Annotated in this window: 15 protein-coding genes; all 15 read right to left on the bottom strand. The window is 60.9% G+C overall.

The features are described 5' to 3' along the window. Positions 1-13: 13 nt before the first annotated feature. The 15 genes from C1717_RS04715 to C1717_RS04645 all read right to left on the bottom strand — a co-directional run bounded on the left by C1717_RS04715 (position 14) and on the right by C1717_RS04645 (position 13,103). Positions 14-274: an exodeoxyribonuclease VII small subunit gene (locus tag C1717_RS04715; RefSeq protein WP_102372062.1), complete on the bottom strand. Its 261-nt coding sequence runs from the start codon at positions 272-274 to the stop codon at positions 14-16. A gap of 2 nt (positions 275-276) precedes the next feature. Further along, positions 277-789 carry a transcription antitermination factor NusB gene (gene nusB / locus C1717_RS04710; RefSeq protein ID WP_102372061.1) on the bottom strand — a complete coding sequence of 171 codons (513 nt, stop codon included), beginning with the start codon at positions 787-789 and terminating at the stop codon, positions 277-279. Positions 790-792: 3 nt separating this feature from the next. Continuing rightward, positions 793-1,152: an Asp23/Gls24 family envelope stress response protein gene (locus C1717_RS04705; protein WP_102372317.1), complete on the bottom strand. Its 360-nt coding sequence runs from the start codon at positions 1,150-1,152 to the stop codon at positions 793-795. A 30-nt stretch (positions 1,153-1,182) separates the two neighbouring features. Continuing rightward, the gene (gene efp / locus C1717_RS04700; RefSeq protein WP_102372060.1) at positions 1,183-1,746 is read right to left on the bottom strand and encodes an elongation factor P; all 564 of its coding nucleotides are present in this window, start codon (positions 1,744-1,746) and stop codon (positions 1,183-1,185) included. Between the two features lie 200 nt (positions 1,747-1,946). Then, positions 1,947-3,080, bottom strand: coding sequence for a M24 family metallopeptidase (locus tag C1717_RS04695; RefSeq protein WP_102372059.1), 1,134 nt, complete (start codon positions 3,078-3,080; stop codon positions 1,947-1,949). A gap of 58 nt (positions 3,081-3,138) precedes the next feature. Beyond that, positions 3,139-4,242, bottom strand: coding sequence for a dehydroquinate synthase/iron-containing alcohol dehydrogenase family protein (locus C1717_RS04690; RefSeq protein WP_102372058.1), 1,104 nt, complete (start codon positions 4,240-4,242; stop codon positions 3,139-3,141). Continuing rightward, positions 4,239-4,784 carry a shikimate kinase gene (locus C1717_RS04685; RefSeq protein WP_102372057.1) on the bottom strand — a complete coding sequence of 182 codons (546 nt, stop codon included), beginning with the start codon at positions 4,782-4,784 and terminating at the stop codon, positions 4,239-4,241. Before C1717_RS04685 ends, C1717_RS04690 begins: the two co-directional genes overlap by 4 nt. Before the next feature lie 3 nt (positions 4,785-4,787). After that, positions 4,788-5,285, bottom strand: coding sequence for a YqeG family HAD IIIA-type phosphatase (locus C1717_RS04680; protein ID WP_102372056.1), 498 nt, complete (start codon positions 5,283-5,285; stop codon positions 4,788-4,790). Next, positions 5,282-6,382 (bottom strand): endolytic transglycosylase MltG, encoded by a 1,101-nt coding sequence (gene mltG / locus C1717_RS04675; protein ID WP_245859471.1) that lies wholly within the window; start codon positions 6,380-6,382, stop codon positions 5,282-5,284. Before mltG ends, C1717_RS04680 begins: the two co-directional genes overlap by 4 nt. Positions 6,383-6,718: 336 nt before the next feature. After that, positions 6,719-7,144, bottom strand: a complete 426-nt coding sequence (ruvX, locus tag C1717_RS04670; protein ID WP_102372055.1) for a Holliday junction resolvase RuvX — start codon at positions 7,142-7,144, stop codon at positions 6,719-6,721. Between the two features lie 10 nt (positions 7,145-7,154). Then, entirely contained in the window at positions 7,155-9,803 is a 2,649-nt protein-coding gene (alaS, locus tag C1717_RS04665; protein ID WP_102372054.1) for an alanine--tRNA ligase, read from the bottom strand. 182 nt (positions 9,804-9,985) lie between these two features. Continuing rightward, complete coding sequence (locus tag C1717_RS04660; RefSeq protein WP_245859470.1) at positions 9,986-11,356, bottom strand: AI-2E family transporter; 1,371 nt, start codon at positions 11,354-11,356, stop codon at positions 9,986-9,988. Further along, positions 11,353-12,144, bottom strand: coding sequence for a SigB/SigF/SigG family RNA polymerase sigma factor (locus C1717_RS04655; RefSeq protein ID WP_102372053.1), 792 nt, complete (start codon positions 12,142-12,144; stop codon positions 11,353-11,355). The genes C1717_RS04660 and C1717_RS04655 overlap by 4 nt, the downstream gene beginning before the upstream one ends. Position 12,145: 1 nt before the next feature. Continuing rightward, positions 12,146-12,529 (bottom strand): ATP-binding protein, encoded by a 384-nt coding sequence (locus C1717_RS04650; RefSeq protein WP_102372052.1) that lies wholly within the window; start codon positions 12,527-12,529, stop codon positions 12,146-12,148. Next, on the bottom strand, positions 12,522-13,103 hold the full coding sequence (locus C1717_RS04645; RefSeq protein WP_102372051.1) for a hypothetical protein: 582 nt from the start codon (positions 13,101-13,103) through the stop codon (positions 12,522-12,524). Before C1717_RS04645 ends, C1717_RS04650 begins: the two co-directional genes overlap by 8 nt. Between the last annotated feature and the right edge of the window lie 13 nt (positions 13,104-13,116).

Here is a 13,116-nt window from a genome sequence, read left to right as displayed (position 1 = left end):
AAACCGCCTCTGTCTATTCAGCGTCGTTTTCGTGAGGCGCAGCCTCTGGTTCGCCTGCAGCATCCGCTTCAACGGCGTCAGCGAGCTGTTCGGCTTCCTCGGGACTCAGGTCGAAGCTGTCCACAAGCTCGACAGCCCGCGACCCAAGCGCGATGCCCTCATCCAAAAGATCGAGGCTCCGCTCTAAGGAGGTATCCTTGGAGCGCACCGAAGCAACGATCTCGTCAAGGCGCTCGGTGATGTCTGCGAAGCTGTTGAGCGCGGTATCCGCCATAGTTACCGCTCCTCCTCAGAAGAGGGGTCCGCAATGGATGGAGCGACCTCAATGGAAGACGCCTCAGCTTCTTCGGAAGACGAATCTGACGGGAAGAAGCGGTCACCCTCGCGTACGACGCGACCAAGCACGCCGTTCACGAAGCTCGCAGACTCGTCGGTACCGTACGCCTTGGCAAGTTCGACCGCCTCGTTGATGACGACGGCGTCATCAAGCCGATCCGGCGCATAGCGAAGCTCGTAGACAGCAACGCGCAGTAAGTTGCGATCGGCTCCAGGCATACGAGAAAGCGACCAATTCTCGGAGGCGCGCTGAAGCGCGCTGTCGATCGTGGAGAGATGATCCGCGCATCCGCGAGCGATCTCGACAGCATAGGGATCAAGCGGGCCCTTCGAGATGAGGTAGTCCCCTGCGAGAACCTCCTCGACGGTCCTGCGAGTGATCTCCGCCTGGAACAGGAGCTGCAGTGCCTGGCTGCGCGCGAGCGTGCGGCCTCGTTCGACTTTACGGCTCACGTGCTACTCCTTGGGGAACACGAGGCCGTCGATGCACACGTCGACGCGCGAGACCTCGACGCCGACCTGCGCATCGATGCCGTGAACGACAGCCGCGCGCACGATCTCGGCAAGGTTCTTGAAAGGATAGCCGAAGAAGACGACGAGATGGACCGTGATGGCAAGCTTGTCATCTTCGACGGTCGCCTCGACGGCGGGAGCAGAGGAGGCACTGCGAGTGGAGAACATCGAAACCAGGTTGGCAGCGAGGTCCTTCACGCCAACCGATGCGACGCCCTCGATCTCCTCAACGGAGCGGGTGACCACGGTGGCAAGCACCTCGGGCGCGATGCCCATACCGGAAATGTAGATCTCCTGAGACATGAGGTCCCTCATTTCTTCCCTCTAGGGGAGCTAGACGCGGGAAACGAACTTGCCGTCGCGGGTATCGATCTTGATGGTCTCACCCTCGTTAAGGTACATGGGAACCTGAACCACAGCACCGGTCTCGATCGTAGCCGGCTTGGTGGAGCCCTGAACGGTATCGCCCTTGAAACCGGGGTCAGTTTGCGTGATCTGCACCTCGATGAACATCGGCGGATTCACGCCCATGAGCTCGTCGTCAGCATAGAGGAGCTGGCAGACGTCGTTCTCCTTGAGCCACTTGGCGTTGTCGCCGATGAAGTCCTCGGAAACGGGCACCTGCTCATAGGTCTCGTTGTCCATGAAGATGTAGTCGGTGCCATCGTGGTAGAGGTACTGCATCTCGCGAGTGCTCAGCATAACGCTCTCGAACTTGGTGCCGGCGTTGCAGGTGTTCTCGACCACGCGGCCGCTCTTGATGTCCTTGGTCTTGTAGCGCACGAATGCACCGCCCTTGCCAGGCTTGACATGCTGAAACTCGACGATGGTCACGACCTTGTCCTTGATGCGCAGGCCGATACCGTTCTTGAAATCAGCGGTGGTGATGGTTGCCATATGCTACCTTTCCGAATCCGTCGCGGCCGGATAGCCGCAGAGCGTCGTTGCATGAACGCTCAAATTATACTCTTTCACGTGCGCCCCCGCGATACGCTGCGAAATATACATGGCGAGAGCCCGTATGGTAAGGATTCCCAACCCGACCGCACCCCCATGGGACGATCCAGCGACCCCGCTGCGGAGCCAGAGGCAGGGCATTACGAGCAGTCGATAACCTGAAGCTCGTGCGGGCTCTGCGTGAAGGGCTCGAAACCCTGCTGGGTCACGACGCCGAAATCCTCCAGGCGCACGCCGCCCACACCAGGTAGATACACCCCTGGCTCGACCGTAATGACGGCGCCCTCGCCAACCGTGTTCGACTTCCTGCTGAAGGTGGGGAGCTCATGGATATCGATTCCTACTCCATGGCCGAGACCATGCCCGTAATACGCCCCGTATCCTGCATCTCCGATGATCTTGCAAGAAAGCTCGTGGACCTCCTTGCCATCGACTCCGGCGTGAATCGCGCTCACGCACTCCTCGTGCGTGCGTCGTACCAAATCGTAGAGGAAAAGCTGATCTTTGGAAGGCTCGCCCACAACGACGGTCCTCGTCATATCGGAGCAGTAGTCGCGGTAGCGGGCGCCATAGTCCATGAGGACGAAGTCTCCCTTCTCGACCATACGATCACCCGAGATGGCGTGGGGGTTGGCGGTATTGGGACCCGTGGCGACGATCGTGGAGAATGCAAGACCATCTGCCCCATGGGAGAGCATATAGGTCTCGAGCTCGAGCTTGAGCTCCTTCTCCGTAAGGCCGGGCCGGATGAAACCGAGCATATGCGTGAATGCCTCGTCGGTGATAGCCTGGGCGCGCCTGATGAGCTCAAGCTCCTGGGCATCCTTCGATGCGCGCATGAGACGAAGGTCGCCATGCATGAGCGGGACGCTGCAAACAATGGAGCAATCCTCGAACGCGCGAATAAGACCCTGGTAGAAAGCGAGATCGCAGGTATCCTCGAGTGCGACGACGCGTGCATGGAAACGGCAGGCGCGATCGGCAACCCAGCGAGGGATGGCAACGACCTCTTGGTCGACCAGCCAGGGGCTGTTTTGGGGCAGATGCTCGATGAAGGCGTTATAGTAGCGTGAATCGGTGTGGAGCAGCGCGTCGTCCGCAGTGATGAACGCCGCATGCGGAAGCTCCCCGGTAAAATCGAAAACCCCCTCGGCTCCCGTGAGCCAGCGAAGGTTCGCTTCGTCTCTGATCACCACGGCATCGTAGTTGCGCTCCCCCATGAGCTTGCGCACGCGCTCGATGCGCCCAGCGGGACCGATCAGCTCATCAACCATTGCATATCCTCCCAAAGCTTCCCAAACACCTGCAACGCTCCGACGCGTTGCGAGACACCTAGTCCTCAACCAGCTCGGCACGCGAGGCGGTGTATGCCTCCGCATGGCGCAATAGCAGCTCGTCATCTACGGCAGCAAAACGGATGGAACCTATCGAGCGCGGAAGGGCGAGCATGGTTCTATTGGAATGGCGGAGCTGCTCCGCCCTGATTGCGTCAACGAGGTCCTTAGCATCGAGCTTGCAGGGAAGCTCGTCGATCCCAAGATCGAAGAGCAGGTCGTCCTGGTCGAAGACGACCTGGGCATCAAGGTTGCATGCCTCCACCGCCAACCTCGCCTCAAACGCCATGCCCTCCGCCAGAAGGGCGTAACCGGGCACCTCGTCGCCTAGGCAAGCCTTAAGGGCACGAGCGGTCACCGTACCATACGACAGGGCGCGCCGGGCAGCCGGGTTGACCGCCTTAACGATGTTGCGTCGGGCGATCATCGTCGACACAAGCAGATCAGTGAGCGCATCGGCATCATGGGAGACAAGATCGCCCGCGCGCTGCGTAAGCGAGTCCCAGAAACGCTTCCCGTCCGAGAGCGCGGCGCCAACCATGCGGACGTAACCGCCAAGCCGAGCGTCTTGGTCCATAGCCGGAAGAAACGACAGGTCGCAGATGACCATCGAAGGTTGCGGAAGGAGCGAGACCATACCGAAGGCCTCCCCCTCACCCAAAGGAGACATCTCCGTCGCCAGCATTGTCATGCCGTCGAGGCCCGTGGGCACGAGCGCGCAAGCCATGCCGCCGCACCAGAGCTTAGCGACGAAGGCGGCAAGTGAGCACAACGGGACATCACCAACCGCAAGCACCAGGTCGTCTTCGGTCATGCCCGCTCGACCGAACCGCTCGAACAAGCTCGTGGCAGCTGCAAAGGAACGCGGATTCCCATCAGCGGGCAGCACCTGGAGCTCGATTCCGAACCCGGCGTCGACAAGGCCGCGCTCGACGTTCGAAAGAACCGATTGGTCGATGTCGGCGCCTGCAAGGAGAAACGCCCGCTTAGGCTTGCCCACGATGCCGCCGGCAAAGCTCGAAAGCTCCTCTAGAGCGCCTTCGCCAATACGAACATCCACCGAACGCTGGTTGATGGTTAGCAGCTGACGTTTGATCGTCATAGAAGACCACGCTCCAATAACATGTCCGCACAGATATAGGAAACTTCCTTGAAGGACCTTCCCCTGATATCGACCAGGAAATCCGCAGCTTCGAGGTACAGGGGGCGACGATGCTCATACAGGCGCTTGGCGTGCTCGATCGACTTGAAATCGGGACGGGCGGCGAGCGAGCGAATCTGCCTCATGGAGTCCTCGAAGTCGCCATCGAGAAAGACGCAGTAGCCCATTTGCCGCATGAGCTCGATGTTGCTTGCTGTCTCTACGATGCCGCCGCCGCAAGAGACCAGCAAACTGCGCTCGGAGGCCAACGAGGAGAGGGCCGCTGTCTCCAGCTCGCGGAAGCGCTCCTCGCCCTCACGACGGAAGATGCCTTTGATAGACGCTCCGGCGCGACGCTCTACCAAGCGATCGGTGTCGACATAGCGGCGGTTGAACATACGGCCGAGGTTTCGAGCGAGCGTCGATTTACCGGCACCCAGGAAGCCGATGAAGAAGATATGGTCGCATCCACGTTTACCGGTGCCATCCGCGAGCGTCCCCACAGCTTAATCCTCGCAGGCAAGATCACGCAGGGCGCGCCGCTCGAAGATACGAAAGATCTGCGTGTACCATAGATCGACCGTCGTCTGAGGCTTCACGAGGATGGTATCGATGCCTGCAAGGGTACCGGACCAAACATCGGTATACAGCTGATCGCCCACCATAACGGTTTCCCCTTTTGCCACGCCGAGTTGCCGGATGGCCTTGAGAAGCGCGAACGGCAAGGGCTTCAGGGCAAAGCCTATCGCTTCCATCCCGAGCTCTCGAGCTGAGCGCATGACCTGGTCATGGTGCCAGTTGTTGGAAACCATGCACAGCTGCATGCCAAGGTCGCGCGCATGGTCGAGCCATGCTGCGACCTCATCTGGCGCGGTGGCGCGATCGCGGGGCACGAGCGTGTTGTCGCGATCGAGCAGAATGGCGCGCTTGCCTTGAGCGTAGAGCTCATCGAGGTCGATACGGTCCACCGCGGCGACATAGCGTTTCGGGGAGAAGATGCTCATGAGCGCGATTCCACATACTCTTCGCGGTTGGCCAAAAACTCATCATAGGTCTCGCTGAAACGATGCGTACCATCATTATCAGGAGAGAGGACGTAGTAGAGGTAGTTGGTATCGGCAGGGGACACAGCTGCTTCGATTGAGGAGACGCTCGGCGAGCAGATGGGCCCGGGGGTGAGGCCAGTGTTTTGATAGATGTTATACGGGGAGTCGATCTCGAGGTCGTCATAGGTCACCGTACCCGAACCTCCACCACGCGCATATACGATCGCGGCGTCGATCTGGAGCGGCATGTTAGCATCGAGACGGTTGTAGATGACGCTCGCAACCTGCGGGCGCTCATCTGCCACGGCGGTCTCGCGCTCGACGAGCGAGGCGAGCGACACGAGCTGCTGCAAGGTGAGACCGTTGGCCCCATCGGTGAGGTTGAGACCCTCCGTTTCGATCTCGAACTGGTCGAGCATGGCCCGAATGACCTCATCAGCAGTGGGCTCGTCCGTGAAGCTATAGGTCTTGGGGTACAGGAAGCCCTCGAGCGAGTCGTTGTACGCGCCCTCGAGGAACGGGTAGTCGGCAACGTAGTTCGATGCCTTTGCCTGAGCCAGGAAATCAGAGGCGGGAATGCCAAGCGTCTCTTCCACGCGGGCAGCGGTCTGGTCGACGGTGAGGCCTTCTTGGATGGTCAGGTTTATCGTATCGACATTGGGGCCGGCAATGAGCTGACGCACGACATCGAGCGGGTCCATCCCCGTTGTCAAGATGTAGTCACCGGGTTTGAGCTGGGTATCCGCCTGAAGCTCACGCACCGCCGCATAATAATTCTGCGGGTCCTCGATGATGTGATTCTGCGAGAGAATGGAGGCGATCTGATCGCCCGAGGCGCCCTCGGGGATGTTGATCTGCACCTCGATACCCGCCTCGACCGCAGGCTCATGCTCCCCCTGGAACAATCCTTGGATAGCGGGAACCCCCACGAAGACGATGCCAGCGAACACCGCGAGAACCACGATGATGGCGATGATGAGGGGAACGACGGGCTGCTTGGCATGCTGCTGCGCACCCTTACGGGTATATGCCGCTTGGACTCCCGCGCGGTGCACACCGCCATGCGCCCCGGGCCGCGCATGCGAGGCCCCGGAGGTACGAGCGCGATGGGAGGCCGCGCGCGAGGAGCCCGCACCGTACGACGAAGGCGTATATGCTTGCGGACGGCTCGATGATCCATTCTGTGAGAACCGTTTACCGGCGGGACGCTGAGACGAACCGCTAGAACGCGATCCTGCCGTATGCCGAGGTTTCTTGCCGTCTTGGTACGCCACAGGGCCCCTTTCGGTTAGGGCGCGTCAAACGCGCGAATGTGTGGTGGAGAATATATCGGCTAGTAGTGTACCGCAGTCTTAAGGTCGGCTTAAACTTTCCATGCAACCTTGCATAAGCTAGGCTTTTTTGCTTTCTCGCCGCGCATCGAGCCATGCCTGCAAAAACAGGCTCGCAGCGACCATGTCCACGCGCCCGCGCATCTGGCGCTCGCTAAGGCCTTGCTCGCGGAGAATGCGCTTGGCCTCTTGCGATGACAGGCGCTCGTCTACGAACTCTACCGGCAGGCCGCAATTCCCCGCCACCTCATGTGCGACGGCGCGAACGCGTTCTGCCTGGGGCCCGTCCTCTCCGGCCAGGGTTTTGGGCAAGCCGCAGACGAGCACATCGGGCTCATGGTCCTCGAGCACATAACGGAAGCTCCGCGACATGCCAACGACCTCCGCAGCAGGCAGAACCTTAACAGGCATGGCAAGCCGCCCCGAGCCATCCGAGGCGGCAATGCCAATACGGGTCTCACCGATATCGAGCGCGAGCGCGACCATAGGCAAACGACTAGGCGTCAAGTGCGGAACGCGCAGCTTCAAGCGCGGCCGGGATACCCGTCGCATCCTTGCCACCCGCCTGCGCCATCTGGGGACGGCCACCGCCACCGCCGCCAACGAGCGGAGCGATCTTCTTGATGATGTCCCCGGCCTTGAAGCCAGCAGCTACCGCCTCGTCCGTAGCGCCAGCAAGGAGCGCCGGCTGCCCCTTGGACGTGACCGTAGCGAGAACGCAGGCGACGGGACCCTGAACCTTCTGACGCACCGTATCCCATACGTTGCGCAGATCCGCCGCCTCAAGCCCCTCGAGCTGCGCCACCACGAGCTTGTAAGACCCGAGGTCCTCAGCAGCCTCTATGGCATGGCCGATCGCATCCGAGGAGCCGCCCGTAAGCGCCGCCTTGAGCTTCTGCTCGGTGGCATGCAGGCTCTCCTGCAACGAGGAGACGCGAGCGGGAACCTCGTCTACACGGCACTTGAGCTCGGCCGCCGCCTGCTCAAGAAGGGCGAGGCGCTCATCCAGGTACGCTAGGGCACCAGTAGAGGTAACGGCTTCGATACGGCGGATGTTCGCACCCGTCGAGGATTCGGAGACGATCTTCATCAATCCGAGCTCGGAGGTATTGCGAGCGTGCGTGCCGCCGCAGAGCTCGCTCGAGACGTCACCGCACGAAACGACGCGGACCTCATCGCCATACTTCTCGGTGAACAGCGCCATGGCCCCGGAAGCCTTGGCCTCCTCGATGCCCATCACCTTGGTGGACACGGGGAGGTCGGCGAAGATCCATTCGTTCACCGTCTGCTCGACCTTGGCGATCTCATCAGAGGCCATGGGCGAGAAATGCGTGAAGTCGAAACGCAGGCGCTCATCGTCGACATAGGAACCCTCCTGTGCGACGTGTGTGCCGAGCACGCGGCGCAATGCGGCATGCAGCAGGTGCGTAGCGGTATGGTTGCGGCGGATGCGCTCGCGACGCACGGCATCGACCGAAGCGAGCACCTCGTCGCCAACGGACACCGAACCGGCCTCGACGACGCCCGCATGCGCAGCGATGACCTTCTCCTGCCATGTGGTATCAGCGGCGCGCATCTTGAGGCCCGCCTCGGAGGAGATGGCGCCCGTGTCACCGCACTGACCGCCGCGCTCACCATAGAACGGGGTGCGATCGAGCACGACCTCGATGCGCTCCCCCGCCTGAGCGGAATCGACGGCCTGGCCGTCCTTCACGATGGCGACGACGCGAGCGACCAGCTCGGTCTCGTCGTACCCTGCGAACTCCGTAGGGGCCAGCGTGTCGGAAAGGGCGAGCCACACGGTATCGAATTTGGACCACGCGACGTCCTTCACCTGGGCACGGGCTCGCTCGCGCTGCTCTGCCATAGCGGCCTCGAAGCCATCGATATCGACGGTATAGCCTCGACCCTCAGCGATCTCGACTGTAAGGTCTATGGGGAAACCGAAGGTATCGTGAAGCGTGAACGCCCGGCGCCCATCGAGCACTCCGCCCTCCTCGAGCTCTGCGAGGGCGTCATCGAGGTATGCGGTGCCGTTCTCGATCGTAGCCGTGAAGCGCTGCTCCTCGCTCTCGAGGAACTTGAGAACGAGCGCGCGGCGCTCGACGAGCTCGGTATAGTGCTCGCCCATGATATCGATGACCGCATCGGCATAGCGGCACATGAACGGCTCGCGAATGCCGAGCAGGTGGCCGTGCATGATCGCGCGGCGGATAAGGCGACGCAACACGTAGCCGCGCCCTTCGTTACCTGGGCGAATGCCGTCAGCGAGCATGAAGGTCACCGCTCGCGCATGGTCGGCAAGGATGCGCAGGCTGCGCGAGGCGCCCTCGTAGACACCGGGGATGTACTCGACCCCCGCGATCTTCTCGCCGAGCGCGATCAGGCCGCGCAGGATGTCGGTCTCGTAATTCGAGCGCGCACCCTGCATGATGGCGGCGATGCGCTCGAGGCCCATTCCCGTGTCGAGATTGCGGTGGGGAAGCTCCGGCATCGAGCCGTCTTCCTGGCGATCGTACTGGGTGAACACAAGGTTCCAGAACTCGAGGTATCGGTCGCAATCGCATCCAGGAGCGCAGTCGGGGCTACCGCAGCCGAACTCCTCTCCCTGGTCGTAATAAATCTCGGAGCAGGGGCCGCAGGGGCCGGTAGGACCGGCCGCCCAGAAGTTGTCATCTTCACCAAGACGGGAGATGTGTCCCGGCAGGGCGCCGAGGTCCTCCCAGATCTTGAAGCACTCGTCATCATCGGTGAACACCGTGAAGTAGAGGCGATCCATCGGTAGGTGCAGCACATCGGTGATGAACTCGAGCGAGAGCTTGCACGCCTCCGCCTTGGGGATGCCGCCGAACGAGAAGTCACCGAGCATCTCGAAGAACGACAGGTGTCGTCCGTCGGAGCCGATAACATCGATATCGTTGGTGCGCACGCACTTCTGGCACGAAGCGGCGCCGACCTCCTTCATGGTCTTCTTGCCAAGATAGTACTGCTTGAACTGATTCATGCCGGCGTTTGCGAGCAGCAAGGAGGGGTCGTCGGGGATGAGCGACGACGAGGGGAACACCTTGCAGCCGCGCTCCTCGAAGAAGGAAAGGAACGACGAGCGAATCTCGGCGGTGGTCATGGACGGAAACTCTGCAGCCATTGAGCAATCTCCCTTGGTTAGGTGCATCATGCAAGCGAAAACGTCATAAGTATAGCCAAACCGCGCTGCCCATGCGCCGGTAAAGCGTGCGCCTCGTCAAGGCATCATGTTTGAACACATCGAGGGTGCGCAAGGCCATATGCGTGGTGGTCGATGGCGCTACCTAGCTCGCGAAAGCTCTCCTAGCGACCGTCGTCATCATTGCTCGCCGCGTCGCGATCGCTCTTCAGATCACCATGAAGGTGCGGAAACGCGATCTTGCCCCACGGATTATCGAGCTCGGGCTTTGGCACCGCCGAGCCACTCGGAGCCACTTCGTCGTCCAGAAGCTCGGAATCTGTGACGAAGCTGTCCTCGCCCAGGGCATCGAATGCCGGCACCGGGCGGTTCTGCCCATCGCGAAACGGCGTACCCTTGAAGATCGCCCCTTCATAGGAGACGATTGCCCGCCCCGTCTGCTTCTCGAAGTAGAAGATGAACAGGCCCTTTAGCGCCGCGCACAGCGGTATGGCGATCACCATGCCGAGCGCCCCGAGAAGCGATGAACCGACCACGAGGGCAGCAAGGCTCATAGCGGGATGGATCTGGACCGTCGACTGCATGACCTTAGGAGAGATCACGTTGTCGGTGAGGTTTTGGGCAACCATGCAGATGATGAGCGTCCAAACAGCGAGTATCGGGTCGTAGAATAGCGCAAGGAGCGTCGCCGCGAACGCCGAAATCCAAGGACCGAGCACCGGGATAAGATGCAAGAGCCCGGTAAGAACGCCCATGAGCGAAGCGTAGGGGTGCCCGGCGATAGCGAGCGCAATACCGGCAAGCGCGCCGTTCACAAGGGACGTGATGACCATGCTGCGCATGTAACCGCCCACAGAACGCGAGAGGATAGCGACCATGAAACGATAGCTCGTCTCATGCTCGCCGCCGACGATGGCGCCGATCTCGCGATGAATGCACGGATAGTCCAGCGCGAGCCAGTACGCAAGCACGAGTCCCAAAAACACGATGAAGAGCTGCGAGGCAAACGCCGAAACGAAGGGGAACACTCCCCTGCCCACGTCGCCGGCAATCTGGGTGATATAGCCCGATGCCATATCGGCAAGCGATGTCAGCGCATCATCAAGCTGGCTTGCCCACGATGATTGCGAAAGCGCCTCGAAGTCGCGCGATAACTGCACAACCCACTCGCCAAGACCGCGAAGCTGGTTAGGCAGGCGGGCGAGCACCTCGAGGACCTGCTCCGCGATCATGGGGCCGATCACCATGATGAGGCACGATATGACAGCGACCACGACGATGAGCCCCAGGAGCGCTCCGGCGCCACGGGGAACACCCCGCCGCTCGAGCGTGTTGACGATAGGCGACTCCACGAACGCGATGAGCGAGCCGACGGCGAGGAACTCGATAACAGGAGCCAGTATGCCGAGCACGTTGAGCACGGCGACTCCGATGATGATCGCCCCGACCACCGTCCATACGCGCAGCGCAAGCAGGCGTGCGCCAGACAGCTTGGATTCCTGGGAAGAGCGCTCGCTCAAGCCGCCTTCGGTCATGATTTGCTCATGACTCCTTCCGGATCGATCTTATCCTGAATCTTCTTGAGTGTGCGACGCAGCAAGCGCGAGACCTGTACCTGCGAAATACCAAGCTTATCGGCAATCTCGATCTGCGTCATGCCCTTCAAGAAGCGAAGCTCGATGACCTCCCGCTCCCGCGGTGAGAACCCCTCGAGGGCCTCTTCGATGATGAGGCGGTCGTCGGTGAAGGCAAGCTCGCTGTCCTCGGTAGCATAACGGTCGATGATCGAAGGAGCATCGTCGCTCTCCGAGGAACCCGTTCCCTCCAGCGGAACGGAGCTATAGGCCGAAGATGATTCCATGGCCTCGAGCACCTCATCCACGCTGGCATCAAGAAAATCGGCGATCTCCTCAACGGTCGGCGAACGCTGCAGCTGCGTGGTGAGCGTATCGGTTGCCTGGTTCACCTTCGCAGAAAGCTCCTGCAGTCGCCGGGGAACGCGAACGCTCCATCCCTTATCGCGGAAGTGGCGCTTGATCTCACCCAAGATGGTAGGCGTAGCATAGGTGGTGAACTCGAGACCGCGATCAGGGTCGAAGCGATCGATGGCCTTGAGCAGGCCAAGGTATCCGACCTGGATCAGGTCATCGAGAGGCTCCCCACGGTTCTTGAACTTGTTGGCTAGAAATCGAACCAGGTTGAGATGGGACATGACGAGCTGCTCACGAGCATCCATGTCGCCATGCTGCTTGTAACGTCGAAACAACTCGTGCGTCTTTTGCTTATCCCATGCCGACCTACTCGACGTGGTCTTCTGTGCCATATCAGACATCCGCCTTGAGCTCGAGGTGCAATCGCGCAGGAGTTGTGACCTTCTCATACGAATCGCAGACTGCACCGAGGATGAGATCCACATAGGCAGCGGGTCCCTCGGTAGCGCTTGCAGGGAGCGGCCCATCGCCGAGGGAAACATCGAGCGCTACGTGCTCGCCATCCACTTCAAAGGTGAACGTAACCTCGTCGACCGAGGTCGCATTGCAAGCGAAGATAAAGGCTTCTTCGGCTGCCATGCGTATATCCTCAACGCGCTCGACCGACATCGAGGAAAGCGCAGCAACGTTCGCGGCGGTCATGCGCACCAAACGGGCGAACCGCGGGTCCGGGGCAAGGGTGAGCGAGATGGGATCGAAGGGGGCTTCGCTATGCATTGGCATCCTCGCCTTCAGTGGTGGAAGCAGCCGAAGCCGCATCTTCATAGGTGTAATAGCGGGTAGGATTGGGTGCATCGTCGCCAGCCGGCGCCTCGCTAGGAGCACCGGCAGCATCAGCATCAGGTGCGGATTCCGCTACGAACTTAAGAACGCGATCGGAATCGGCAGCTGGAGACTTGATCTTGCCCAAGATGCGCTGAACCGCTCCTGAAGCGCTATCGGCAACGCCCGCAACCGCCTCCTGAGCGGTAGCGACCGAACCGGTCACCTGGGCAACGTCACGCACAACAGCCTCGACCTCGACGAGGTTGGCCGATAGGGCATCTACCGCGATATTAGCCGATTTAAGCAAAGGCTCGACCTGCGAGAGCGCGGGCGTGAGCTCGTCGAGCGCGCCGTCGAGCTTGGCGACAACGGGACGGGTCTCGGCAAGGGTCTCGTTGAGTTCGCCCACCGCCTTATCGACCTCGCCCACCGTCGAACGCGCACGGCGAATAGTGAGCGCGAGCTCGACGATAGCCCAGATACCCGCAAGGATCAAAACGATCATGAGAATCTGAAGGGGCTCCATGAGACCTCCTCTG

It is taken from the genome of Enorma phocaeensis (genome assembly GCF_900186505.1).
In the GTDB taxonomy this organism is placed as follows: domain Bacteria; phylum Actinomycetota; class Coriobacteriia; order Coriobacteriales; family Coriobacteriaceae; genus Enorma; species Enorma phocaeensis.
Note: the sequence above shows the minus strand (reverse complement) of the source record. Positions and strands in the feature narration are given on the sequence as shown.

Bases quoted from the DNA above. Each gene is read 5' to 3' on its own strand.
- efp (WP_102372060.1), bottom strand. From the start codon at position 1,746: ATGGCAACCATCACCACCGCTGATTTCAAGAACGGTATCGGCCTGCGC.
- C1717_RS04655 (WP_102372053.1), bottom strand. From the start codon at position 12,144: ATGGCACAGAAGACCACGTCGAGTAGGTCGGCATGGGATAAGCAAAAG.
- ruvX (WP_102372055.1), bottom strand. From the start codon at position 7,144: ATGGTCGCGCTCGCGCTCGATATCGGTGAGACCCGTATTGGCATTGCC.
- C1717_RS04660 (WP_245859470.1), bottom strand. From the start codon at position 11,356: ATGACCGAAGGCGGCTTGAGCGAGCGCTCTTCCCAGGAATCCAAGCTG.
- C1717_RS04715 (WP_102372062.1), bottom strand. From the start codon at position 274: ATGGCGGATACCGCGCTCAACAGCTTCGCAGACATCACCGAGCGCCTT.
- C1717_RS04705 (WP_102372317.1), bottom strand. From the start codon at position 1,152: ATGTCTCAGGAGATCTACATTTCCGGTATGGGCATCGCGCCCGAGGTG.
- C1717_RS04695 (WP_102372059.1), bottom strand. From the start codon at position 3,080: ATGGTTGATGAGCTGATCGGTCCCGCTGGGCGCATCGAGCGCGTGCGC.
- alaS (WP_102372054.1), bottom strand. From the start codon at position 9,803: ATGGCTGCAGAGTTTCCGTCCATGACCACCGCCGAGATTCGCTCGTCG.
- C1717_RS04650 (WP_102372052.1), bottom strand. From the start codon at position 12,529: ATGCATAGCGAAGCCCCCTTCGATCCCATCTCGCTCACCCTTGCCCCG.
- C1717_RS04690 (WP_102372058.1), bottom strand. From the start codon at position 4,242: ATGACGATCAAACGTCAGCTGCTAACCATCAACCAGCGTTCGGTGGAT.
- C1717_RS04680 (WP_102372056.1), bottom strand. From the start codon at position 5,285: ATGAGCATCTTCTCCCCGAAACGCTATGTCGCCGCGGTGGACCGTATC.
- C1717_RS04645 (WP_102372051.1), bottom strand. From the start codon at position 13,103: ATGGAGCCCCTTCAGATTCTCATGATCGTTTTGATCCTTGCGGGTATC.